Source organism: Sphingomonas sp. 1185 (assembly GCF_040544655.1).
In the GTDB taxonomy this organism is placed as follows: Bacteria; Pseudomonadota; Alphaproteobacteria; order Sphingomonadales; family Sphingomonadaceae; genus Sphingomonas.
This window is the reverse complement of sequence record NZ_JBEPKL010000019.1, coordinates 53,831-78,608: the sequence shown is the minus strand read 5'-3', so window position 1 is coordinate 78,608 and position 24,778 is coordinate 53,831. Positions and strand designations below refer to the sequence as shown.

Annotated in this window: 17 protein-coding genes and 10 pseudogenes; 10 read left to right on the top strand and 17 right to left on the bottom strand. The window is 60.0% G+C overall.

Going from position 1 to position 24,778, the window contains the following annotated elements; all coding sequences use genetic code 11:
* The 6 genes and pseudogenes from ABIC44_RS13410 to ABIC44_RS13385 all read left to right on the top strand — a co-directional run.
* A partial coding sequence (locus ABIC44_RS13410; RefSeq protein ID WP_354295988.1) for a hypothetical protein occupies positions 1-197 on the top strand: 197 nt, incomplete at its 5' end.
* Between the two features lie 259 nt (positions 198-456).
* Positions 457-1,164, top strand: a complete 708-nt coding sequence (locus tag ABIC44_RS13405) for a polysaccharide biosynthesis/export family protein (RefSeq protein ID WP_354295986.1) — start codon at positions 457-459, stop codon at positions 1,162-1,164.
* 14 nt (positions 1,165-1,178) lie between these two features.
* Positions 1,179-3,389, top strand: a complete 2,211-nt coding sequence (locus ABIC44_RS13400) for a GumC family protein (RefSeq protein WP_354295985.1) — start codon at positions 1,179-1,181, stop codon at positions 3,387-3,389.
* Positions 3,386-4,609 (top strand): hypothetical protein, encoded by a 1,224-nt coding sequence (locus ABIC44_RS13395; protein ID WP_354295983.1) that lies wholly within the window; start codon positions 3,386-3,388, stop codon positions 4,607-4,609. Before ABIC44_RS13400 ends, ABIC44_RS13395 begins: the two co-directional genes overlap by 4 nt.
* Entirely contained in the window at positions 4,609-4,917 is a 309-nt protein-coding gene (locus tag ABIC44_RS13390) for a hypothetical protein (protein WP_354295982.1), read from the top strand. The genes ABIC44_RS13395 and ABIC44_RS13390 overlap by 1 nt, the downstream gene beginning before the upstream one ends.
* A 707-nt stretch (positions 4,918-5,624) precedes the next feature.
* Positions 5,625-5,896 (top strand): annotated as a pseudogene (locus ABIC44_RS13385) (transposase); the annotation flags it as partial.
* Between the two features lie 151 nt (positions 5,897-6,047).
* On the opposite strand, the pseudogene ABIC44_RS13380 reads toward ABIC44_RS13385, so the two are convergent.
* From ABIC44_RS13380 to ABIC44_RS19655, 3 genes and pseudogenes are all read right to left on the bottom strand, one after another.
* Positions 6,048-6,698: pseudogene (locus ABIC44_RS13380) on the bottom strand (IS630 family transposase); the annotation flags it as partial.
* A gap of 57 nt (positions 6,699-6,755) precedes the next feature.
* The gene (locus ABIC44_RS19660; RefSeq protein WP_502959849.1) at positions 6,756-7,739 is read right to left on the bottom strand and encodes a Tn3 family transposase; all 984 of its coding nucleotides are present in this window, start codon (positions 7,737-7,739) and stop codon (positions 6,756-6,758) included.
* A gap of 97 nt (positions 7,740-7,836) precedes the next feature.
* A pseudogene (locus ABIC44_RS19655) lies at positions 7,837-7,980 on the bottom strand (Tn3 family transposase); the annotation flags it as partial.
* On the opposite strand from ABIC44_RS19655, the gene ABIC44_RS19650 reads away from it, so the two are divergent.
* The gene (locus ABIC44_RS19650; protein WP_502959848.1) at positions 7,933-8,931 is read left to right on the top strand and encodes a hypothetical protein; all 999 of its coding nucleotides are present in this window, start codon (positions 7,933-7,935) and stop codon (positions 8,929-8,931) included. The pseudogene ABIC44_RS19655 and the gene ABIC44_RS19650 sit on opposite strands and share 48 nt — an antisense overlap.
* Before the next feature lie 327 nt (positions 8,932-9,258).
* Here ABIC44_RS19650 and ABIC44_RS19645 read toward each other — a convergent pair.
* Positions 9,259-9,636 (bottom strand): annotated as a pseudogene (locus tag ABIC44_RS19645) (DUF4158 domain-containing protein); the annotation flags it as partial.
* Between the two features lie 197 nt (positions 9,637-9,833).
* Between ABIC44_RS19645 and ABIC44_RS13370 the strand changes: the two are divergent.
* On the top strand, positions 9,834-10,382 hold the full coding sequence (locus tag ABIC44_RS13370) for a recombinase family protein (RefSeq protein ID WP_354295980.1): 549 nt from the start codon (positions 9,834-9,836) through the stop codon (positions 10,380-10,382).
* On the top strand, positions 10,379-11,740 hold the full coding sequence (locus tag ABIC44_RS13365; protein ID WP_354295978.1) for a DUF7986 domain-containing protein: 1,362 nt from the start codon (positions 10,379-10,381) through the stop codon (positions 11,738-11,740). Before ABIC44_RS13370 ends, ABIC44_RS13365 begins: the two co-directional genes overlap by 4 nt.
* 48 nt (positions 11,741-11,788) lie before the next feature.
* On the opposite strand, the pseudogene ABIC44_RS19640 reads toward ABIC44_RS13365, so the two are convergent.
* A pseudogene (locus ABIC44_RS19640) lies at positions 11,789-11,981 on the bottom strand (IS630 family transposase); the annotation flags it as partial.
* 94 nt (positions 11,982-12,075) lie between these two features.
* On the opposite strand from ABIC44_RS19640, the pseudogene ABIC44_RS13355 reads away from it, so the two are divergent.
* Positions 12,076-12,255: pseudogene (locus tag ABIC44_RS13355) on the top strand (transposase); the annotation flags it as partial.
* 89 nt (positions 12,256-12,344) lie between these two features.
* Here ABIC44_RS13355 and ABIC44_RS13350 read toward each other — a convergent pair.
* From ABIC44_RS13350 to ABIC44_RS13295, 12 genes and pseudogenes are all read right to left on the bottom strand, one after another.
* Positions 12,345-13,448 carry a glycosyltransferase gene (locus tag ABIC44_RS13350; protein ID WP_354295977.1) on the bottom strand — a complete coding sequence of 368 codons (1,104 nt, stop codon included), beginning with the start codon at positions 13,446-13,448 and terminating at the stop codon, positions 12,345-12,347.
* 460 nt (positions 13,449-13,908) lie between these two features.
* Positions 13,909-15,075, bottom strand: a complete 1,167-nt coding sequence (locus ABIC44_RS13345) for a glycosyltransferase family 4 protein (RefSeq protein ID WP_354295976.1) — start codon at positions 15,073-15,075, stop codon at positions 13,909-13,911.
* Positions 15,072-16,466 (bottom strand): lipopolysaccharide biosynthesis protein, encoded by a 1,395-nt coding sequence (locus ABIC44_RS13340; protein ID WP_354295974.1) that lies wholly within the window; start codon positions 16,464-16,466, stop codon positions 15,072-15,074. The genes ABIC44_RS13345 and ABIC44_RS13340 overlap by 4 nt, the downstream gene beginning before the upstream one ends.
* Positions 16,463-17,647 (bottom strand): glycosyltransferase family protein, encoded by a 1,185-nt coding sequence (locus ABIC44_RS13335; RefSeq protein ID WP_354295973.1) that lies wholly within the window; start codon positions 17,645-17,647, stop codon positions 16,463-16,465. The genes ABIC44_RS13340 and ABIC44_RS13335 overlap by 4 nt, the downstream gene beginning before the upstream one ends.
* 54 nt (positions 17,648-17,701) lie before the next feature.
* Positions 17,702-18,886 carry a DegT/DnrJ/EryC1/StrS family aminotransferase gene (locus tag ABIC44_RS13330; RefSeq protein WP_354295971.1) on the bottom strand — a complete coding sequence of 395 codons (1,185 nt, stop codon included), beginning with the start codon at positions 18,884-18,886 and terminating at the stop codon, positions 17,702-17,704.
* Entirely contained in the window at positions 18,883-19,848 is a 966-nt protein-coding gene (locus ABIC44_RS13325) for a GDP-L-fucose synthase family protein (RefSeq protein WP_354295969.1), read from the bottom strand. The genes ABIC44_RS13330 and ABIC44_RS13325 overlap by 4 nt, the downstream gene beginning before the upstream one ends.
* A gap of 54 nt (positions 19,849-19,902) precedes the next feature.
* Complete coding sequence (gene gmd, locus ABIC44_RS13320) at positions 19,903-20,970, bottom strand: GDP-mannose 4,6-dehydratase (protein WP_354295967.1); 1,068 nt, start codon at positions 20,968-20,970, stop codon at positions 19,903-19,905.
* A gap of 201 nt (positions 20,971-21,171) precedes the next feature.
* A pseudogene (locus ABIC44_RS13315) lies at positions 21,172-21,972 on the bottom strand (Tn3 family transposase).
* A gap of 693 nt (positions 21,973-22,665) precedes the next feature.
* Positions 22,666-23,521: pseudogene (locus ABIC44_RS13310) on the bottom strand (tryptophan halogenase family protein).
* A 49-nt stretch (positions 23,522-23,570) separates the two neighbouring features.
* Positions 23,571-23,930 (bottom strand): annotated as a pseudogene (locus ABIC44_RS13305) (tryptophan 7-halogenase); the annotation flags it as partial.
* A 142-nt stretch (positions 23,931-24,072) separates the two neighbouring features.
* Positions 24,073-24,429: pseudogene (locus ABIC44_RS13300) on the bottom strand (DUF6445 family protein); the annotation flags it as partial.
* 156 nt (positions 24,430-24,585) lie between these two features.
* Positions 24,586-24,711, bottom strand: a complete 126-nt coding sequence (locus ABIC44_RS13295; protein ID WP_354295966.1) for a hypothetical protein — start codon at positions 24,709-24,711, stop codon at positions 24,586-24,588.
* Between the last annotated feature and the right edge of the window lie 67 nt (positions 24,712-24,778).

The window sequence follows — 24,778 nt, the reverse complement described above, 5'->3', positions numbered from 1 at the left end:
GCTCAGTTCGCCGTCATCTTCGGCGAGCGTTTCATCCGGGCCATGGCGGCGTAATGTTCATCCGCCCGCCCGCACACGAAATTCCTGACACTCCCATGGCGGTGTCCCGCGAGGGAACGCAGGGACGGACGATCCGCGAAGGTGATCAGATGGGCTGCCAAGCCCACTTCGAGTCAATGCAACGTCCGGCCTTGTGAGACCCGATACAGCACCACCGACCAACAGGTCGGCGAGTGCGGACAGATCCTTGAGACCCTCAAGGGACAACCGCCGAGCGGACGCAAATTACAGGTACTGAGCCTGGTCTGCCGACACAGGACGCTAATGCCAACCCTCGCCAAGCCTGAATCACCTTATGACCGCTTCACCAACGAGTGCTAGCCCTGAGAACTTTACCGCAAGACCCTGACCTCCTATAGAGCCCCTTCTTCCTTTGATCACAGGTTGCTTGATCGTATGCGTAAGGCCTTGACTGCCTTGATAATCGTTGCCGCGCTGTCAGGCTGCGCGAGACGTGAACGTCTGAGTTCGACCACGCGATTGACCGTAGTTGACCAACACGCCCTACCAGCACCCGGTCGTGCCGACCTCACCACATCGGATCGTCCCGCGCTGATCGGTCCATTGGACACCATTCAGGTCGACATCTTCAATGTGCCCGACCTTAGCCGGGAACTCCAGGTTGACTCGAGCGGGCGTATTGCAATGCCGTTAATCGGAACCATCGATGCCCGCGGCAAAACTGCAAATGAGCTTGCCGGTATCATCGAAAAGGCGTTGGTAGGGCGATATGTTCGTAACCCGCAGGTGACGGTCAACATTCGCAATTCGGTCAGCCAAGTCGTTACGGTAGATGGTCAGGTGGTCGAGCCAGGCCTCTACCCTGTGACTAATCAAATGACGCTTATGCGCGTAATCGCATCGGCTAAGGGCATGACGGAATTCGCCCGTGCGGATGATGTCGTTATCCTACGCACGGTCAATAATCGGCACATGGCAGGCTTGTATAATATTGGCGCGATTCGGCAGGGCGCCTATGATGATCCACCAATCTATGCTAACGACGTTGTTATCGTTGGAGATTCGCCACAGCGTCGTATATTCCGTGATGTTGTGTCTCTTGCGCCGCTGCTTGCTGCGCCGCTCATCGCCGTGCTTCAGTAAGGTCTGCGCTACCCATGAACCGTATCACGTCTCACTCGGCTGGCCTGATATCGTCAGCCAGTGTATCCAATCGCTTGCGTGAAGACGATGTCCAGCGCATGCCGGCGCTGCGTCAATACATGCATGTCCTGCTACGCTGGCGTTACGCGATTATAGGAACCATCGTAGCGTGCGTCCTTCTGGGCGTTATCATTACCTTGCTCATGACACCAAAATATACCGCTGTTGCGACGATAGAGATCGCAAGAGAGTCAGACAAAGTCACCAATTTTCAAGGTGTCGAGCAGGAAGCGAGCATCGCAGATCAGGAATTCTATCAGACACAATACGGGTTACTTCGCTCGCGCATCCTTGCGGAACGCGTAGCAAATCAGCTTCATCTTATTGATGATCCAGCTTTTTTTGCCCGTTTTAAAGATCAAGATGATAGCAAATCGGCTTTCCACCTCATTAACAACCGATATCCTGCTAATGGCCATGCGGAAAGGCAGAGAGTGGCCGCTGAGATACTGCTGAAGCATGTTGGGATTGACCCTCAACGCCTGTCCCGGCTAGTGAATATTGCCTTCACTAGCTCGGATCCTACTTTTTCAGCTAAGGTTGCGAATGCCTGGGCAGAAAATTTTATCCGTACAAATCTTGACAGAAAAGTGCAGGCGACAGCGTACGGACGGGATGTTCTTTCGGCGCAACTTGCTCAATTAAAAGAAAAACTTGACCAGTCGCAACGCCAATTGGTTAATTACGCATCAGCACAAAAAATTATCAACCTTCCGGCACAAAACTCTGGCACCGGCACTGGTAGTGCTGAGCGTTCTATTGTTGCGGACGATCTTGCTGCGCTTAATGCTTCCCTGGCAGAGGCAACTGCAGAGCGCATTCAGGCGGAGGCAAAGTTTCAGCAGGCGGGCCGGGCTGGTGCATCTCCTCAGGCGCTTACCAACACTGCAATTAGTGGTCTGCGTCAACGCCGCGCTGAACTTGCGGCTGAATATCAACGCATGATGATTCAGTTCGAACCTAACTACCCGAGCGCAAAAGCATTACGATCGCAAATTGACCAACTCGACCAGAGCATTGCTCGCGAAGAATCTCGCGTTTCTAGTTCTCTGAATTCCGATTATCGTCAGGCTGAGCAACGCGAGCGAGACCTTCGTGCCAAGGTTGATAGCCTTAAGTCCCAATATCTCGATATGCGTCGCCGTAGCATTCAGTACAATATTTATCAGCAGGAAGTTGATTCCAATCGCGCATTATATGACGGCCTTTTGAATCGCTTCAAGGAGATTGGTGTCGCTGGCGGCGTTGGGGTTAACAATATCTCGATTGTGGATAGTGCCGACGTTCCTCAAAAGCCGTCCAGCCCACGGTTGCTGCTTAATCTTGCTATTTCTATTCTTTCTGGCTTTGTTCTTGGTGTTGTGCTGGCTTTCGGATTGGAGCAACTTGATGAGTCTATTGTAGATCCTGCGGAGGTTGAACGCCGGCTGGGGCTGCCGCTGCTTGGCTCGGTCCCCAAGGTGAGTAACGTTACGCCTCGCGATGCTCTGCTCGATCGCAAGTCGGACATCGTCGACGCTTACCTTGCCGTACATACCAACCTTTGTTTTACGACCGAACACGGTGTGCCTCGTTCGCTGTCGGTCACATCGACGCGTCCCGCCGAAGGTAAATCTACGACTGCGCTTGCGCTCGCCGCGATGCTAGCCCGCACAGGGCGGCAAGTCATATTGGTGGACGGCGACATGCGATCGCCATCTGTCCACACGCTGGGAGGGGTAAGCCACGACGCTGGTCTCAGCAATTTCTTGGCTGGCGACGACAGGATTGATCATCTAATTTTCAGGATGGATGATCTGAATATTGCAGCAATGACATCAGGCCCTATTCCTCCGAATGCTGCAGAATTGCTAACTAGCAATCGTCTAGCCTTGCTCATCTCGGAGTTGCTTAAGCGATATGATAACGTTGTAATCGACTCCCCGCCGGTCATGGGTCTTGCTGACGCTCCCTTGATTGGCGGCCGGGTAGAGGGCGTTATCTATGCGGTAGAATCGCATGGTATTCGATCAACTTTGGTCCGTACCGCTATTAGCCGTCTGCTTGCGGCAAATGCGCACATAGTGGGCGGCGTATTGACCAAGTTCGAAGCTCGGAAGTCGCACCTTGGATACGGCTATGACTATGGTTATGGCTATGGCCGAGACGTGGAGAAAAGCGAGTGAGGGAAAGTCGGTTTGCCCGTCAGGCTATTTCTTTAAAAAGATGGATTTGGCTGATTTTTATTAGCGCTTTAACGCTGACGGGCGCCTATCTTGCTGGAACTTATACGCTGGCCACTGTACTCAAGAATGCCAAGCCTGACCAAGCCTTCGCATTAGCGCCTTGGGATGGCGATGTCGCAGCCCGTTACGCCAGAACGCAAGTCCCAACACGCCCCGATTCCGCACAGTCGTTTCGCACTGATCAAATTGCTAAGTATGCGCTGCACAAGGACGGCATCGCATTGGATGCGCTTGTAGCGCTGGGTCTTGATGCACAAATTCAAGGTAAGCCCGATCTTGCGAGGCGCTATTTTGAACTCTCCCAACGCTTGTCGCACCGCGATCTTCAAACGAACCTTTGGGCAATTGAGAATGCTGTCGCTAAAGGGGACGTGGCAGATGCTGTAAGGCATTACGATATTGCGCTCCGCACCTCGCGGGAGGCGCGCCAATTACTATTTCCAGTCTTAGCATCGGCCATTACCGATCGCTCTATTATGAATGCAATGGTGCAGTTACTTGCAGATCATCCCTATTGGGCATCTGATTTTATTTTTTTCTTGGCGAAAGATTCGCCAAATCCCCTCGCTGCCGCAACTTTGTTCGATCGCCTTGATAAGGTAGATGGTCTTGTTGGCGGACCGGCGAAATCCGCAATAATATCAAACCTCATCTCAAAAGGAAAAATTGAGCGTGCTTGGAATTTTCAAGCATCCCATTCGTCGGGTATGGAACGATCACGTTCACGAGACCCACATTTTGCTAATGATCAGGACAGCCGTTCGGCATTCGATTGGCAGTTATTCGGCGATTCTGGCATATCGACGTCGATTGAACGTGGAATGGATGGCAATGAACTCGCTTTCTCGGTTCCTCCTGGCGCTGGCGGGCTACTAATTCGTCAGATGCAGTTGTTGCCACCGGGATCATACATCCTACGCAGCAAGGCAGCGGGACTAAACGCAACCGAATCTTCACGTCTGCAGTGGTCTTTGACTTGCATTGATGGCCGTTCCGTCAGTCAAATTCCGCTTAACAATTCGGCCGACGAGGGCGGTACGACGATAGGTTATTTTGATATTGAATCTGATTGTCCAGTTCAGTACCTATCGCTGATTGCGCGTTCTTCGGATATAGGTATAAGTGGCAATATAATTGAAGCTGACGTAAGGCCGATGTAATGAAAATTGTTTACGTCTTCGCAATATATGTTACTTTAGCTGCGTTTTCTTATGAAAGTAAGGCTCAGGCTATTCGGATTGGTGGATCGTCAGTAGGGCAGGTAGGAAAACGTCAAGCCCAGGTTGAGTCTAATGGCATCGCAGGGCCGACACTTAGAATTAACAATCGCTTGCAGGCAAGAATTGATACCCGTCAAGAAAATCGATTGGATGCTGATTATAGGGTGCCGCAGGATACTCTGAAATCATTCGCTGTGGCAAATCAGGTTCTGCAAAAACCTGAGGCTAAATTTAGCGGGCCTCGATAGTGTCGGCCTTAATAGTTAAGGCTTGGGACTCTATACCCGGATAGGATGCCGAGTTTTTTAAGAGGATTTCCAGCAAAATGTACGGGTCGCTGGGCCCCAAAGCTTCTACGTCTGAACGGTAACATGACGGGGGCACGCCACGGTCAATCTATCCACGCACCGACGTGGCTCCCAGGGTTGAGCCTTGATCAGAGCCAGAAGGTGAGCGCGGTAGCGATGGCGACGCCTGAAAGGAAGTTGGCGGCGAGTTTGCCGTTGCGGGTGGCCACGCGGCAGAAAGCGTTCTCGATCAGGTTGGGCTGCGGTATCTGTCCTTGTCGTAGTAGATGGTACCTTTGCGGTTTCGCCGTCCGGGAATGAGAGGAACGGCTCAGGCATCGCGGAGCGAATGGCGCAGCCGGTCGGCATCATAGCTTTTGTCAGGAAGAAGGTAACGCATAGACCGGCCCGTTCGAGGAGCGCAGGCGCCGCTTTCACGTCGCTGAAATTGCCGGCCGGCAGCATCAGCGCATAGGGACGGCCGATGGCATCGGTGAGCGCGTGGACCTTGGTCGTCTGGCCACCGCGGGCAACCGATCGCCTGGATCAGGTGCCCCCTTTTTCGCCGAAGGCCGCGCGTTGTGCCTTGTCGACGTCCTCCCTGTTTTTTTCATCCATGTTGAGTGAGAGTTTTCCGGCCCTTGGAAGCCCACGGGCAAGGAGCTGGGATGAAAAAGTCGAGCTACACGGAAGAGCAGATCGTCTTCACGCTGAAGCAGGCGGAGGCGGGCACGCCTGTGGCCGAGGTCATCCGCCGGATGGGCGTGTCGGAGTAGACGTTCTACCGCTGGAAGAAGGTGTATGGCGGGCTGGTTGTCGGCGAGCTGCGGCGGGTCAAGCAACTTGAGGACGAGAACCGCAAGCTGAAGCAACTCATCGCGGACCTGAGCCTGGACAAGCATATCCTGCAGGATGTCCCGGCAAAAAGCTCTGACGCCTGGGCGACGGCGCGAGATCGTCGCGCACGTCCAGGCGTCCCATGGCGTCAGCGAGCGGCGCAGTTGCCTTGCGCTCGGTGCCGACCGCTCATCGGTGCGCTACGTGTCTTATCTGGCCCCCGTTTGACCGGACGGATTTAGAGCGGCTTCCGTTCAGTCTGGGTCATAGCCGCAGGAGCTGAAGTAGTTGGCCCATTCCTGCGGCTGGAACAGGTCGACCAACTTGCCGATGAGGGACCACAGCCCGGAAACGGTCCGCTCGCCGGCCTTGCGGAGCATGGCCTTGAGGCGGGCGAACGCCTTTTCGATGGGGTTGAAGTCGGGGCTGTAGGGCGGAAGGAACATGAGCCGAGCACTGGCCGCCTCGATCAGGTCGCGGATGCTGGCGCGCTTGTGGCTAGACAGGTTGTCCATGATGACAATGTCGCCGCGCCTGAGGTCGGGCACGAGCACTTGGTCGACATAGGCTTCGAACCAGTCGCCGTTGATCGGGCCATCGAGCACCATGGGCGCGACCATGCCGGTCGTGCGCAGGCCTGCGACCAGCGTCGTCGTCTTGCGGTGGCCGTGCGGGTAGCCCATCCGAAGTCGCTCGCCCCGGCGACAACGGCCGTGGCTGCGGGTCATGTTGGTTGCCGTCCAGGTCTCGTCGATGAACACCAGACGCGCGGGGTCGAGATGGAGCTAACCGTCGAACCATGCCTCCCGCCGGCTCAGGACGTCGGCGCGGTCCTGCTCGATCGCATGGCCGGTTTTTTTGCGTGTGACCCCGTGACGGGCGAAGAAGCGATGCAGCGTCGAGATTGCGACCGTCACCCCCGCCCGGCCCAGTTCGGCCCTGTACATTATTGGGCCACGGATTCACGGTAGCTGCTTGGCGAGCAGAGGCGTGAAACCATCGGCGTCGAGTTCGAGGTTTTCGGCCCAGACATAGTCGCCGGTCAGATTGATGCGGTCCCATCCGAGTGGCGAGAGGCTTGCCAGCATCGCCGGATCGACCGGCACGCCGCGATGCCGCATATCCTCGACCACGCGGCCGAGATAGCGGCAATTGAACAGGATGATGGCGGCGGTGACGAGGTTGAGGGCTGCGGCGCGGGTCTGCTGGTTCTCGAGGCTGCGCTCGCGGAAGCGGCCGAGGCGGTGGAAGGCGACGGCACGGGCGAGGCTGTTGCGCGCCTCGCCCTTGTTCAGTTCGGCGGTGACGGTGCGCCGCAGGTCGGCGTCCTCGAACCAGCGCAGGGTGAACAGGGTGCGTTCGATCCGCCCGATCTCGCGCAGGGCCGCGGCAAGTCCGCCTTGCTGACGCTGGGCGGAGAGTCTGCCGAGGATCAGCGATGGCGTGACCGTGCGGTTCCGGATCGCGCCGATCACCTCGGCGATCTCCGGCCAGTGGGGTACGATGCGGTCGCGGTCGAGCCGACGCCCGAACAGCGGCGCCAACTTGCCGTAGCGGCGTGCCGGCTCGAAGGCGTGGAGACGGCGATCCGACAGGCGCGGGATACGCGGCTCGAAATCCAGCCCGAGCAGATGGCTGACCGCGAATACGATGTCGGACACGCCGCCTCCATCGACATGGAGCGTGGCGGGATCGACTCCTGCCGCATGGCCATGGATACCGTCGAGCGCATGGATCGCTTCGCCGGCGGTGCCGGCCATCACGCTTTGGTGAAGCGGGGCGTAGCGGTCGGTGATGGTGGTGTAGATCTTCACCACCGGGTCGCGCCCGTAATGCGCGTTGACGCTTCCTCCCGCCTCGCCGGGACCACCCAGGGGAAATGCCTGCCCATCGGCCGACGCGCGACGTCCCTGTCCGAACCAGGCTGCAAGCGGCTCGGCATGGATGGCATCGGTCAGGCAGGCGAGTGCGGCGCGAAAAGGTTTCCTCGCGCATGTGCCATGTCTGCATCCGCAGAAGGGTTCGTCGTGACCCCATGCTGCAGACCTCGGCCATGCGCGAGAGACCGAGATTGGTCGCCTCGGCGATCAGCGTGGCGAGAAAGGCGCGGTCATCACCGGGCGGCAGCCCGGTAGAGACATGGCCGAAGTGTCGGGTGAAACCGGTCCAGCGATCGACCTGCGACAAAAGGTCGGTGATACGGGTGGCGGGCAGCCTGGCGTAACAGGCAAGCGCGAAGCGGCGCCCGCCATCGCGATCGGTATCGTCCGATGGCTCCCGGGGGAAGCGCAGCCGGTCGCCCTCGAAAAATACGGCGTCGCGCTGACCGAGGTTGCGCTCGATCGCGAGGAGGGCCGTGTCGAGGCGGTTCGCGCGTTCATCGAGCCAGGCATGCACATCACCGGGCAGGATCGCTGGCCTGGGCGGAGCGCCTGGTGCCGGTGCCAGCAATGCGCGCAGCGCGCGATGCACCTTTGCGGTCGGAACCCAGATATCGCTCGACGCCAACGCACCCGCGAGCGCCTCGTAGGTCGCCATTTCCCAGGAAGCGCGGTCGATCGCACCGGCGTGTCCGACATGACGCCGCCAGCGCCGTTCGACATGACCGAGCGGCACGTCGTCCGGCAGCGACCTGCGCCAGTCGCCATCGAGGTCGGCGAGGATCGTCATCGCCGACCGCAGGCTCTGCGTATGCGCCCGTCCCTGGAAGTCGAACGCACGCAGGAACGCCGGACCGCTGCGCTTGAAGGCGCGGTATTCCGGCGCGATCTCGCCCAATACGTCGTCGCGGTGCGACGATGCGGTGCGCCGGATGATCGCGGCATCGGCATCGAGCGTATCGAGCGTCGTGATCCGGTTGACGGCTGCGCCCACATCCTCGCCGGCGCGTGCCGCTTTGGCTACCGTCTCGAGCAAGACCGCGACGCGGAGCAGGCGTTCGCGCCCTTCCCGGTTCGACACGGCGACCCGTTGCTCGAGCCGCTTGCGCGCCCGCAGGCGGGCCCGGCCGACCAGGGCGCCGAACATGGCGATCGCCGCGTCGGTGAGCGTCGCCTCCATCTCGCGCAGGGTGGCGAGCAGCACGGTCCTGCGACGGGCGGGTCGCATCTGCTGAAAGGCTTGCGCGGTGTAGCGTAGCCCCTCACGCGCGAATTGCGCGATACGCGGTTGGTGGGCCGGATCGACCGGATGCGCCGATACGCCCGACCAGCGGATCAGCCTCACCTTGTCGACGATCGTGTCGAGCGATGCCGGGGCGACCCGCGGTTGCGGTTCGCGCAGCCAGGACAGGCGGCTCTGTCGGTCATGCACTTTCCCGTCGACCAGCGTGTCTAGCCGACGACGCATTTCGGCATCGAGGCTGCGATCGACTGCGGTGATGAGATCGGTTTCGGCGCGGTGCATCGCCTCGGCCGCCATCCGCTCGACGACGCTGATGCCGGGGATGACGATGCGCTCCGAGCGCATCTTCTCCAGCAGCCGGTCGAGGAGATGGCATCCGTCGGTGAGTGGCATTGCGGTTTGTCCGAGCCAGGTCATCAGATCGGCTCGGACCGGGCGGCTGAGATCACGGAATCCGAAGCGTGCCTTGATCGTGGCGAGTTGGTCGTAGCGGGTGGGCGTGCGCCTCGCGAAGTCAGCGATGGCGTCCGCCTCCACGCCGATCTGTTCGGCGATATGGTCGAGCATGATCGCCGGCAGCAGTTCGCCCGCGCGCAGATGGCGGCCGGGATAGCGCAGGCAGCACAGTTGCAGCGCATAGCCGAGCCGGGTGGCCGGTGTCCGCGCGGTGCCGATCGCGTCCAGATCGCCGGCGTCGAGGCTGTGGTGTCGCACCACCATTGCCTCGGTGTCGGGTAGCGCCAGTAGTGCGGCGCGCTGACGCCCGGTCATCGGAATGCGTGCGGGCATGTTCCATCCTCCAGAAACCACTTGCCTTTCGGATGATTGGTGAAAGAGGATTGTGAAAGGCGGAAGGCGGCGGAAATTCGTGGCGGCCGATCCGGCCTCCGGATACGGCCGTTTGCGGAAGGACAGGCTTGGACAACACATCCTATCTGATCGGCTATGCCCGTGTGTCGAAGGGCGAGGAGCAGTCCAACGTCGCGCAGGCTCGCGCGTTGGATGCAGCCGGTTGCCGGCGCGTGTTCGAGGAAACCGCCAGCGGCGGGCGCTGGGACCGCCCGAAGCTGCACGAGATGATCGGGCAGCTGCGCGAGGGCGACGTGGTGGTCGTCTGGAAGCTCGACCGATTGTCGCGCAGCCTGAAGGACCTGCTCCACATCATGGACCGGATCGAAGCGGCCGGCGCGGGTTTCCGCTCGCTCACCGAGGCGATCGACACCACCACGGCCGCAGGCCGCATGATGATGCAGATGGTCGGCAGCTTCGCCGAATTCGAACGCGCGATGATCCGCGAGCGCACCTCCGCCGGCCTGGCGCAAGCGCGGGCGGAAGGCCGGATCGCCGAATCCGTCACCTCGGGCCGCAAGTCGGGGGCCGAGATGGCCCGGCTCTACGGCGTCAGCGAACCCACCGTCTCGCGGATCGTCGCGGCGTATCGCCAGCAGCAGGGAGAAGCGGCATGAAGCGTGGCCACGACCTGTCCGGTCTCATGAAGTTCGCCACCTCGCCGGCCTGGGCGGACCATCTCGGCGAGGCGCTCGGCGATCATCTCGAGCTGGCGATGGAGGAGTTCGACTTCGGCTACGAAGACCTCGCCGATATCGTCGGCGATCACTGGGCGGGCGTGCTGTGGGGCTGCGCGTTCGAGGACCTGCTGACGCGCGCCGTCGCCCCCGATGGCCGCAACATCGTCGACGACTATGTCAAACGCCGGGGCTGGAACGAGAGCGGCCCCGCCAAGGCCTATATGCGGGCGCTGCGATCCTCGGTGATGAGCCTGTACGAGGTCAGCGAGGTCGAACCCGGCCACGGCTTTCTGGTCCGCGACCTGATCCGGGGCGGCGAGCCGGTGCGCGTGTCCGAGCGCAGCGCCTCGCAGACGCTCAAGCCATGGGACCGGATCGGTGCCCGCGTCGTCGAGGTCGGCGGCAGGCATCTCCTGTCGGGCGGGCTGCTGTCGTTTCCGATGGAGGTAGCCGACGATCTTGTGCGGGGTCTCCGCCGGGCGGAAGGAAAGCGCAGTCCGCACACCCCGCTCGTGCTCGACGATGACAAGCTGCGCGCGTTGCCCGTCCTGATCACTACTGCCTGGCTGTTCGACATCGTTCCCCGCACCCTGGAACCGGAGGGTATCCCGGTCCTGCACAACAGCGACGGCGAGGAGGTGGTGTTTCACCGCGTGCGCTTCCCCTTCGCGCGCGGTGCCACCCACGCCCTGATCGGGGAGCGGCTCGACACGCTGCCCGCGCTTCAGCGTGAAACCAGCCATTTCTGGAACTGGCTGGGCGACAAGCCCGGCAAGACCACGAGAGCCACGAGCAAGATGAGCTGGGGCGTGACGATGGAAGACGGCACCCCGGTGCTCGGCAATATCGAGCTGAAGGGCCGCGCCCTGATCCTTGCCGTCACCTCCGCCGAGCGTGCCGGTCGCGGCACCGCTCTTATCGCCGATGCACTGGCCGGACTGGTCGGCACCCCGCTCACCACGATCGAAACCGTCGAGCAGGCCATGGCGGCGCGAAGGGAGGGACTGACCACACCCGAACCCGCGCCCGACATATCCCCTGAAATCACGACCCCGCTCATCCACGACATGCTCGATCGCCAGTACCGCGCTACACTTGACGAACCGATCGGGATGCTGGGCGATATCACCCCGCGTGCGGCCGCCAGGACCGCCGCGGGCCGCGATCGTCTTGCTGCCTGGCTCAAGCACCTCGAGAACCGCAGCGGTGCCAAGCCCGATCCGAGCGACCCGATGGCGACCTACGACTTCACATGGATGTGGCGCGAACTCGGTATCGAAAACCTGCGGAAATAGCCCGCCCGACGACGACGACGCCTACCGTGAATCTGTGTCCCTACAATGTACGGGGGCCAGTTCGCTGCGCAACTCGTCCAAGGTGATGTCGCGCCGGGCCTCGTGCAGCGACAGGATCGTGTGCGCGTACGCCTCGATCCGCCGCGACCGCGTATCGCCGCGCCGCAGCCCGGCAACTCATCCCCTCGTCAACCGCGGCTAGCGCTCGCGACCGCAGGTCCATCGACAACGGCTTGCCCATTCATGCCGGCCTCCATCCAGCCAGCATCTTGAATCAGATCACTGCACCAATGGGAATCCCGCATCGACTCAGATCGGCCGGAAACTGCTCTAAACGCGGCTTCGTCCTCTTGCCACGACGATGGGTTGTCGAACGATCATTCGCATGGGCGACCCGCTTCAGGCGTCTCGTTGAAGATTACGAACGTTACGCCGAAACACTTGCTCGACTTCACGTCGTCGCCTTCGCATCCCTCATGATAAAACAGGCCGCCACGCTCGCCCCAGGTTCATAACAGCCTCTAAGAAATTCCACTATATAATTTTAAACTACAGCGTTAACTATGCATCAAGATCGTGATTATAATAAGAAACTACTTCGTAATTAAACTGGATTTATGCCATAACTGGCTATAATATTTTGAATGCTGGCGACGAATTTTGCCCTATTGAATTGATCGGCATGTTGGTGAAGCATCGCAGGGTCGAAAGAAAATTCTCCACTTTCGAGCTGTCGTACTGAATGTGCAAGGGCGACTGCGCTTTGTTCTTGGAATAAGATGCCTGTCTCACCGTCGATGACGGTGTCCAAGATACCTCCCCGACCATATGCAATGACGGGTGCGCCAGCTGCCATTGCTTCGACTGGCACAATACCAAAATCCTCGACGCCAGGAAAGATCAGGCCACGACAACGCTCGAGATGATCCTTAACTACATCAAACGGCTGACGGCCAAGTAACTCAATGTTAGGCGCCGCTTTTGCACGCAGATCTTTTTCTATTTCTCCTTCGCCAATGATAACCAATGGTAAACCAAGATCATTAAAAGCATCTATGGCAATATCAGCACGCTTGTATTGCACAAGCTGACCGAGACAAAGATAAAAATCCTCGCGCTCACGATTAGGATTGAAGTCTGATACTGGAACTGGTGGCCATATGACATCAGCTTCACGCCGATAGAATTTTTTGATGCGTGATGCGATGAAGCGAGAATTTGCAATAAACCGATCAACACGATCGGCGGAACTGCGATCCCACACCCGCAACCAGTGCGCAATAAGAGGAAACAATTTTCGAATTAACCAACCCGAATTTTCCAAATAAGGATGATATAAGTCCCAAATGTAACGCATTGGTGAATGACAATAGCAGAGATGCAATGCGTCAGGCCTGGTGATGATGCCCTTTGCAGGTCCAGACTCACTGCTAATTATTAGGTCATAATTGCTAAGGTCCCACTGCTCCAAGGCCAAAGGCATCAGAGGCATATATTTTTTATAGTGCTTTTTTGCACCTGGCATCCGCGATACAAAAGAAGGAATAATATTTCCACGAAATTTTGTACCTAAAGTGCGTCGAACCAAATCTTCGTCACAGACTTGAACGAAAAGATCAGCATGGGGAAACATATCAAGGAGTGCTGAGACAACAGCCTCACCACCCCGATTACTAAGCCACCAATAATGGACAATGGCAACTTTCATAAACTTTTCTGTCCTAAAATTAACTAAAATATCTTTCACGTACCATGTACGCAGTAGCGCTGGGAGAAAGCACTGCCGTAGCCATCCGTGTGAAGCGGAACATGCCTACCGAAATTGCCGCGTGTATTCTTTTCTGCGGAAGTTTCTTCTGATTGCGAAGCGCGAAAGTGCAGAATCCAGGGACTCTGCCATGGCGAATAGTGTCAGCTTTACGATGCTGGTCCACGTCCTATTGTTCTGGATCGTGCCAGGAATATTATCCCCGAATGCCCCATAATGGATTTGGGGCAACTCGGGTACCTCGTTTACGGCTATAGGAGGAGTAAGAACTTGGATGCTAAGATCGGAGCGATATTCGAGCAACTCGTCAAACGCGCATAGCATTTCGCGAGTACCTGGACCTCTCGCTCCGCTGAGAAGAGGGAGGGGACGTGTGCTCCCATCCAGTTCGCCCATACCTTTAGCTCGCCATTGCCGATACGGCATCGGCGACCGCTTTCCCAAGCGATGCAGCCGAATGAGCGGGTGTCCATTGCGCGACAAGGGACCGCGAAGCGTCTGCCATGGCTTCGCAGTCCATCGTTTCGAGCCGGGTGAGGGCGTCCGCCAAGCTCGCCGCATCGCCAGTTCTAAAGACAAAGCCGTTAACGTCATCCTTGACCAGATCGAGGGCAACGCCGCAGGCATCGCTAACGAGGACAGGCAGACCAGCGGACATAGCCTCGTTGACCACGAGGCCCCAAGGATCGTCGTTAGACGCCAGGACGAAGGCATCGGCGGCCAGATAGAAAGATGCCAGATCCGCTCCCAGCCTGAAGCCAGCGAAATAAGCTGGAACGCCAGCTTCGGCTGCCTGTCGCTGCAGTATCTCGCGTAGCGCGCCATCGCCGACGACCAACAGCAGCGGTCGCTGCGCATGAGGTCGACGGGCGATAGCATCGATGATGAGATCGATACGCTTGCGGGTAGTCAGGTAGCCGCAGGTCATCAACACCGGTCGGCCATCGTCCGGAATACCCAAAGCGTGGCGGATCTGAGCCTTGTCTTTGCTTGCCATCCGCTGTCGAGCTGTCTCGATCGGTGCTTCACGATGGCTGAGAAACTGGTTGTGTATCGGCGTGTCCCTTGCAACACCGAGCTGTTCGCGTAGATACCGCGCACCGACCGTTCCGTTGGCGAACAATCCCTGCGCTAAACGGACGGTAAGGCGCTTCAGCGCCAAAATCGGCGCAGGCTCGGTGCCAAACCGGGCGGGGCTGAAACCGTCGAACAGGAGAATCACGGGTTTGCGGTACAATTTCGCCAGTAGTGCGGCTGTAAGGTAACTTGCCTGTTCAAATCCGCCGATCATGATGACATCATGATCGCGGACCATCGCGGCGAGTTTGCGATTGAACTTGCCGTATTTCTGGAAGGCGGCAATCACAGGCAGGCGGGTTTCGGTCACACCCTCACCGACCGGATCGGCATCCCACCCGCGCCCCTGGTCGTCGGGATCAGTATAGAAAACAGATATGGCAAGATGCGGGTTATGTCGCGCCCAAGCTCGGACCATGTCCGCCCGATAGGGCGAGGGAATGCTGGTCAGATAGGCAAGGCGGCATTGCCGTGTCGTACTGTCGTTCATACGATCTGCTCCTCAGCGAGCGGCTGCATTATGCTGTTGCTCGTCGGCGTATCCTGCCCGTGCAGTTGCTGAGTCAGCGTCCGTCGGAAGACCATTGGTAGAACCCAGGCAGTGGTCGACAACCCGGCAAGACACAAGCCGATTGCGGTCCCCGCCGCGCCAAAGCGCGGAACAAGCAGGGCCGACAGGATCAAGACCAGACTGCCCTCAGCGAGCATGGCATAGGCGACCGCCCACAATCTTCCCATGCCGAAAAGAATCACTGTGTGGCAGTGGTTCCACATCCAAATGACGAAATATAAGCCGAGCAGTGCGCATAAGGTGGCACTTGGCTGTACACTTGCTCCTGCCCACAATGGGATCAACCGGGAGCCCAGCCCCGCGACGACGAGTCCGGCCAATGCGGAAAAGGCGAGGGCACCCAACACTAGCCGCCTACAGGCGCGGGCAATCCATTCCTGGTCGCCGCGCACCAACGCATCGGTAATCGCTGGCCATAGCGGCATGCTGACCATCAGGATGCCGGTCGATAGCAATTGGAACAAGCGGAAAACGACCGCGAAGGGCGTGAGTCCCTCCGCGCCGATCATGTGGCCTAGTTGCAGCAGCGACAGGTTATGCATCATGAGTGTCGCGATCTGAACAACCCAGAAGGCGAAGCTGGACGCAAGCAGCGGGCGGAGTTGCGTACGATCGACATACTGCCAGCGCGGCAGCAGATAAGGTCGCGAACGCAGTACCAGAAGCGCGAGATTGACCCCTTTACCCAATGCCAGCGAACCAAATACCGCAAGCGCGAATGCGGGTACGGTGGGCCGAAGCAGGGCGACCGCAAAGATCAGCAGTAATGAAGCAAGGTTAGCCAGCGTATTCATCAAATTATTGATGAAATCATCCTGATAGGCCGAACGCGCTGCCTCACCGGCACTAAAGACGATTTGGGCGACGAGGAAGACACCGACGACGATCATACCGTCGAGAATTTCCGAGCGATAAGGCATTGCCGATGCGCCGAAGATGGCGTCGATACTGCCCGAGCCGGCATGATAGCCAGCCACGAGGAATAGTGCGATCGCCGCAGCGATGCCAAACAGGAAGAAGGTCGCGTTCGAGAACAGCATACGTTCGCGCGACTGGTCGCCCCGGTTCCACGCCAAAGCGAGTTCGCGAGTCAGGCCAGGGCCAATGCCGAGCCGTCCCAGGTCGATCCAGATCAGTGCCGAGACCAGCATGGTATAGATACCAAACCGTTCGGCACCGAGCGATCGCATTGCCAGCGGTACGGCAAGAAATTGCACGACGAGACCCAACGCCTTGGAGGCAGCGCTGGTCAGGAAGGCGAGTCTGACACGCCCGGCCCGAAAGGCGCGACGATCGGTATGATCAGTCATGCGGGGACGCCGCGCTCGAGACGCTCGACGATGTGATCCCCGAAGGCGACGCTATCATGGCCAGTGAAGTAAGCATGTCCCGCCGCACCGAGTGTACGGCGCAGCGCCGCATCAGCAGTTAGTCGTACCAGTGCCTGCAACAGGCCTTCGTCATCGTCCTCGGGGGCGGTAAGGCCCGAACCATGCTGGCGCGTCAGCCAACCTACCAATCCCTCCTCGGTCGCCATCAACGCGCGGCTCATCTGCCCGGCACGCACCATCGCACCGCTCGAACAATAGCTGCCGGGATAATAGGCCCAGACGATATCGGCCCGGGCGAAGGCGGAAGCCTCCTCGCCGTCAGTGATGTGGCGTGCGACTTCGACAAGCCGTCCTTCCGTCCGCAGTTGCTGGGCGTCGCTACCCTCGAGAATGGATGCCATACTGGCATCCTGCGTCCCAACCAGAGCCACGGTTAGCGCCCTCGGCATTCGAGGGTCATTCGCGATCCGCAGCAGCCGGTCGATGGCTTTGCGACCATCGATATAGCCGTAGACCAATAGCACGACCGCTGAATCACTTACCGACAGCCAAGTTGGGTCGGCGGGCAAAGCGGTGATGTCGGCGGGGTCGACCACCGTGACGACGCGTGGGTCACCGAGTTGCGGCGCCAGGTAAGGATCGATGCTGAACATTGTGTCGAGCACCGGGCTCCCGAGCAGGCGACGGTACGCCCAACCTTCGATGCGATCCGCCGCGCGGTGTGGCACACTTCCACCTGCGGCAGCTAGGTGGAAGCGCGGCCGGATCGCGATCCCGCTCCAGCGGGTTTTCCCGAACGGGGTGGGTTGCACGGCGAAGGGGAGTAGGGCGAAATCATCGAGGAACGGGATGAAGACGTGATCCACCGGATCGCGTGCCGCCAGCGACCTCACGGCACGGCCCAGCGCGGCGGTATAGCCAAACTGTCGCTGCAGTTTTCGGGGGATAGGCTGCCGAAGAATGGGGGCCTCGATCGTCATGACAGACACTGGCAGCGCGCGGTCTGCCTCCATCGCCTGCACCGCCGGGGCGGATCGGCCGCGCGCAGAGGTGATGAGCGTCGCGCGCAGGCCGCCGTGCCGCGCCATCGCCGCGACGATATAGCGCACATAGACCATGCGGTGCCCCGCCGGATCGGGTTCGAACAGAGCAATGTGCATCGATTTAAGGATCCGTCGTAAACGCGGCGACCGTCATCCTGACGGTCGACCAAGTCAATCCGCGGCGATCGTACTTAGCGCCTCGACCGCCTGATCGATCGGATAATGGTGATTGCCGACGAACAGGCCATTGGCATCGATGTGGTCAGCGTTTGCCAAGTTACCGAAGATGCTATGATCGAAATAGCGGACGACTTCCTTACGCGCAAAATTGCCACTGACGATCGGGCGGTACTCGAAGCCAGCCGCGTCGAGGCGCTGCATCAGCGTGGTGCGCGTCATGCTGCTGCCTGGGCGGATCACTAGACTGAAGCCGAACCAACTGCTCTTGCCGATCTCGCGCTGGATCATGAGGTCGGGATGATCCGACAGACGTGCTTGCAGAAAGGCCCCGTTGCGGCGCCGTTCCTCGATTAGACGCGGCAATTTTGCGATCTGTTCGATACCGATCGCGCCCGACATCTCGAGCGGGCGCAGATTGTAGCCGGGCAGGATGAAGCGGAAGGATTCCTCGAACGGATCGTCGAGCTTGCGACCGACGACGCGGTTCTCGGTCGGCAGCTGCCGCGTCCAGCCATGCGCGCGCAGCGACAGCATAAGGTGATAAAGTTCTTCGTCGTCGGTAGTGACGAGGCCGCCTTCCATCGTCGAAATATGGTGCGAGAAGAAGCAGCTCTGGCTGCCCATCACTCCGAACGAACCCGTCTTGCGGCCGTCGAACTCGGCGCCCATCGATTCGCAATTGTCTTCGAGTACGACAAGATTGTGCTTGTCGGCCAGTACCTTGATCGCGGCGAAATCGTTAGGGTTACCGAGCAGATTGACGCAGAAGATGGCGCGGGTGCGGGGCGTGATTGCCGCTTCCAGGGCGGCGAGGTCAAAGTTCAGGGTAGTAAGGTCGATATCTACGAAGCGTAGGTGCAGCCCATACTGTTCGAGCGGGCTGTAGGTCGTGCTCCAAGATACCGCAGGGACGATCACCTCGTCACCGCGCTCAAGCCGCAGCGCGGGGTTGGCAGTAAAGCGCAGCGCCGCGATCATCAACAGGTTCGCCGAGGATCCCGAATTGCACATCACGGCATAGCGCGTGCCGGTATAGGCCGCGAACCGTTCTTCGCAGGCTTTTACCATAGGTCCCATCGAGAACTGGCCAGACGCGATGACGGCCTGCATTGCCTGATATTCGGCCTCGTCCCAAGACGAAGTTGCGAGGGGGAAGGGCTTGCTCATCTTGGTCATGCCTGCTGCTGATAGAATTGGATGGTTGCGGCGATGCCGTCATGCAGTGACGTGGGCGGGACCCAACCCCAGTCGCGCTGCAGGCCGACGTCGCTGAGCTTGCGCTGCATGCCCACCGGGCGCGTCAGGTCGAAGCGGAACCGCCCCTGCCAGCCGAGCGCCGTGGCGACCGCTTCGTAATAGTCGAGGATGCTGTGGTCGTCGCCGATGCCAACGTTCATCAACTGCGGCAGCGTGGCGGGATCGTTAGCTCCGCGCCAAATTGCGTCGGCAAGGTCGGCGGCATACATAAACTCGCGCCTAGCGCTGCCGTCACCCCAGATTTCGACCTCTTTGTCACCGGTCTGCATCGCAGTGCTGACCTTGGCGATGATCGCGGGTACCAAGTGCGAAGCGGCCGGGTCGAATTTGTCATGCCGGCCGTAGAGATTACAGGGTATGATGGTACGATAGGCAAGATCGGGTCGCGTGCGCACGATATAGTCGCACATTCGGGTCGATACGATCTTAGCAAGGGCATAGCCCTCGTTCGTCGGCTCTAACTCGCCGGTCATAATGTCGCTTTCGCGCAGCGCATGATCGCGGCCGCGCGGATACATGCAAGAACTTGACAGATTGATGAGCGCGGGAATTTCCGCTTCGAACGCCGCCATGATGACGTTCCGGCCCATATCAATGTTGTTGACTAAGAAGCCTACAGGATCAGCCATATTGGCTTGGATGCCACCGACTTGACCAGCGGCATGGATGACGAGGTCGAAGCCTCCAGCCCGTGCAAATGCGGAAACCGCCGCGCGATTTGCAAGGTCGAGGTCCCTCCGTGACGGCGTGACGATATCCCAGTCAGCAGCACGGGCATGTTCGCGCAAATTGCGCCCTACCATGCCGTTGCCACCGGTGATCCAGACCCGGCGCCGGCTGCTGTTTCTGCCGTTGACGATGGCTGTGTCGCTGTCGTTCATGGTATCATCCGTTCCAATGACGACTCTACCCGCTCACAGGAGGGGCGGAGTGCCTCAGGCTCCCTTACCGATGGGAGCGTCTTGCATGACCTTAAGATCGGCCTGCACCATCTCACGGGCTAAGTCGCGTGGCGAGGTCTTGTGTGTCCAGCCAAGTGTCTCGCGCGCCTTGGTGGCGTCGCCGATCAGCAATTCGACCTCAGTCGGGCGGAAATAGCGCGGATCGATCGCGACGAGCAAGCGGCCGGTGTCGCGGCAATAACCCTTTTCATCGACGCCTTCGCCTTCCCAGCGCAGGCCGATCCCTGCATCTTCGAACGCCCATTCGACGAAGGTGCGCACGGGCGTTGTCTCGCCAGTTGCCAGAACGAAATCGTCTGGGGTGTCGGCCTGCACGATGCGCCACATGCCCTCGACATACTCGCGGGCATGCCCCCAATCGCGCTGGGCATCAAGGTTGCCGAGGTACAACATTTGCTGACGGCCGAGTGAGATCGCCGCAGCCGCACGCGTGATCTTACGCGTTACGAACGTCTCGCCGCGCAGCGGGCTTTCGTGGTTGAACAGGATGCCGTTCGACGCATGGATACCATAGGCTTCGCGGTAGTTGACGGTGATCCAATAAGCGTAGAGCTTGGCCACCGCATACGGGCTGCGCGGATAGAAGGGCGTCGTCTCGCGTTGCGGGACTTCCTGAACAAGGCCATAAAGTTCGGACGTTGAGGCCTGATAGAAGCGCGTTTTCTTCTCCATACCAAGGAGGCGAATCGCCTCTAGCAGACGCAGGGTACCAATTGCATCGGCATTGGCAGTATATTCAGGTGTCTCGAAGCTGACCTGGACATGGCTTTGTGCCGCGAGATTGTAAATTTCGTCCGGCTGCGTTTCCTGCACTAGGCGGATCAGCGCGGTGGAATCGGTCATGTCACCATAATGAAGGTGGAAAGTCGGATCCGGAGCATGGGGATCTTCGTATATATCTTCTATACGGCCGGTATTAAATGACGACGACCGACGCTTCAGGCCATGCACTATATAGCCCTTATCTAGTAGAAGCTGAGCCAGATAGGCGCCGTCCTGACCAGTAACACCGGTAATGAGCGCCGTTTTGCGCAAGGCCATAGGGGTTCCCTTATTATTCGGGCGCGAAATACGCTATCAATTGCTGCCGACTATCGAAGGATGCCGGAAACGTCTAGGTCAGATCGACATTCGGGATTCGCAAACTTGCGGATTGAAACGCATCGGATTTGTCGGAGCTCCTGGCTCCAGATAGGAAGCAGGACCTAGAGGGGGCGGTTCCGGCTGAGGGCGAATGAAACCCTAAGCGATGGTGTCCTTGGGCCAGAGGTATTCGCCGGTGAGCAGGATGCGCGCCCATCCCAGCGGCGAGACATGCGCCAGCAGATGATACGGGGTATACAGTCCTTCGCGACGCCGCGCCTCGACCGCATGACTGAGATGCAGGGTGTTCCAGTAGACGATGATGGCGGTGAGCAGGTTGAGGCCGACCTGCGCGCGCCGCTGCATCCCGGTGTCGAGGATCCATTCGATGATGAACAGCGTGCGCTCGATCCGGCCGACCTCGCGCAGGGCGGCGGCCAGGTCGTTCTGGCGCGGATAGGTAGCGAGCTTGCGCAGGATGCGGCTCGGCGCGACCTGCCCTGCGCTCATGGTGGCGGCGCAGCGGAACAGGTCGGGCCAGTTGGAGACGATCAGGGCCTCGCGGGCCTTGCCGCCCACCAGTGAGCGTAGTTCGGTTGGCGTGGCGGCGGGGTCGAGCACGTACAGTCGCTTGGACGGCAGATCGCGGATGCGCAGCACGAGGCGGTAGCCGAGCATGGCGCTGATCCCGAACAGGATGGTCGGTGAACCCGCTGGTGTTGGCATATTGCCCCTCGATCCGCCGCCCGGCCTCGTTCATCGTCAGCCGTCGAGCAGATAGGGTGCCTCGCTGACGGTCGCGGGGATCGGCTGCGATGCGAACGGCGCGAACCGGTCGGTGACATGGGTATAGGCCTTGATGCCGGGATCGTTGCCGTAGCGGGCATGGACCGTTTTCATCGCCTGGCCCTGTCGCGCAGCGGGGTAGAACTGTCCGCTGGCGGACGCGGTGGTCCCCATGCCCTAGACCCACACCATGGGCAGGTAGCGCTACGCAGCGTTCCGTATTCGATACTGCCATGCGGGATCGCCCCGTTGCGCGCGGCGCGACCGAGCCGGGTGAGGCCATCGGCAAGCCGCGCCTTGCGGTGGCCCATCGAAGCCTGCCGGCGAGGTTACCGTCTCGCTTCTAAATTGCAGGAGAGTCTCATTTCCACGTTGCGCTTACAAACAGCCATATATCCCCACGTATGATAATATATCTTATGTAAAATCTATATCAACAATCGTGGTTGGCCGCACGTCCCACTACGGCCAGCCCGCACGGCATCTGCCTGTCCTATTAGCGTCTCGTGTTCGTCATGACAGCGCTGGCTCAGGCGGTTCTTCTTCGAAGCGGTGAACGCAGGTTTCACCACCCCATCCACCCAGCGTCATGCCAATTTCCGGCATGTTTGAGAGACTACAATATCAAGGAAAGACGCCTGTCTGAGGGATGGCAGGATATGCCTCGTGGCACCAATGTATACATTGGCGCGAAAGGCACCGCTGCACGGGGCTCCCGAAGAGGTGCTCGGCGTGCGATCGGACGATGGTCCGGGTCATTAAGTCACGAGGGAATATATTGCTCCGTCACCCCGCAATGCCGTGCGACGAAATCGCCATGTACCGGCAGATGCTGGACTGCCGCGCGCGTCACCTCCGCGATGCGGCTTAACCGCGCCTTCGCCGCCTCCAGCGGCACCCCAGGGCGATCGGATCGAAACCCTCCGCCGTCAGACCCCGTCCGTCCATCACCGCCAGCCAGCTGGTGCGGGTGAAGAGGTCGTCGGCTTCGCGGTAGACGCGCTCCGCCCGGCAGTAGATGATGATGCGTTCGGCGAGGTTGTCGAGAATCGGCATGGCGGCTAGGTCGCGCCAATAGGCGGTGTCGCCGCGGGCGTTGGCGTGGAAGTGCAGGATCAGGAAGTCGCGGATGCTCTCGAACTCGGCGATCATCAGGCGGTTGTAGCAGCGGATGTCGGCGCCCTCGAAGGCGCGGGTGGGCAGCATCTCCAGCAGCCGGGCGATGCCTGCCTGGACCAGGTGGATGCTGGTCGATTCCAGCGGCTCCATGAAACCGCTCGCCAGGCCGAGCGCCACGCAGTTGCGGGCCCAGAAGGCATTACGCCTGCCGGTACGGAAGCGCAGCAGGCGCAGGTCGGCCAGTGCTTCGCCGTCCAGCCCCTCCAGCAGGGTCGCGACCGCTTCGTCGTCGGAGATATGCGCGCTGGCATAGACATGGCCGTCGCCGATGCGGTGTTGCAGCGGGATGCGCCATTGCCAGCCTGCGGGCTTGGCGGTCGAACGGGTATAGGGCGCGGGCGGCGCGGTCGTTGGGCAGCCAGTGCCCCCAATCCTCGAACCCCGTCCCCAGCGCTTGCCCCAGCAGCAGCGAGCGGAAGCCCGAGCAGTCGATGAACAGGTCGGCGGACAGCTGCGCGCCGTCGGCCAGCGTCACGTGCTCGATAAACCCCGTCTCGGGGTGAAGGCCGACTTCGACCACCTTTCCCTCGTGCCCCCTCGGCATGGTGGCGAAGGAAGGCGGCATAGAGCGTCGCGTCGAAGTGAAAGGCATAGCCGATCTGGGCGAGCGGCGTATTGCCCGGCTGGGGGCGGCTGAAGCGCCCCGCCATCGCCGCGGCGGTGCAGATCGAATAGGCGGCGAGCGGCTCGGCCTCGCCCGCCTGGTGCAGGCGCCGCCACAGCGCCTCGAACGGCACCGCGCCCGCATCGAGGCCATAGACACCGAAGGGGTGGAAATAGCTTTGCCCGCGCCGCCACCAGTTGGCGAATTCGATGCCCAGCTTGAATGTGCCGCCCGTCGCGCAGATGAAGTCGCTTTCGCCGACGCCGATCGTACCGATCTCTTCGAATTCGACCAGCGTGATCGCCGGTCCCTGCGGCCCCGCCACGCTGGCGAGCGCGGCTGCGGCCATCCAGTCCGCCGTTCCTCCGCCGACGATCGCGATATTGCGTAAGGGGGCGTCGGGGGTCATGCGGTGGTCCGGCACTGGAGGAACAGATTGCCCGTCAGCCGCCCACGCATAGGGTCGTCGGCATGGGGCGGGACGGTATCGATCAGGCGCTATGGAGCAGCGCAGCGCGGTAGAGGATCAGCCAGTCGGGCTGCGCCTCCACCCGATCGATTGCGGTGAAATAGGCGTGGTCGCCCGTCACGTAACCGCCTTGCCCAAGCTCTGCGAGTTCGGTGTCGAGATGCTGGCGATAGACGGCCAGGCGATCGGCATTGATCGTCTCATACCCGGTGGCGCGGTGGTGGAAAAAGCCGGTGCCCGCCGGGTGCTCGGACAGATAATGGACGCCGGCAAACTGCATCCGGTCGGCCGCGTCGACATGCGGCACGCGCTGGTCGGGCGACAGCGCGGCGGGCGGGGTCGTGACCAGCGAGAAATTGCCGCGCACGCGGGCGGGCCGGTGCCGAAATGCGCCGCGATCAGCGGGAGCGCAAAGCGGACCAGCCCATCGAGATAAGCGACCGGCGCAGGCGCAAGCAGGCCCGGGTAATGGCTGTCGACCGTGGCGGCTGGCGTAAAACCCGCCCCCGCCGCAACGGCCCGCAAGGGCCCCAAGTCAATAGGTGGCGCGCAGCGAGAAGCCGAAGCGCCGGTCGTTCATCGTATATTGCAGCGGCTGGCTAATCGTGCCGATATAGGTCAGGTTCACCGCATCCAGCGACACCGCGGTATGCGTGTTCACATTATAGCTGACCGAGGCATCGAGCGAGGCATAGGGCTTCTGGAACTGCGGAATGCCGTTCGCGCCG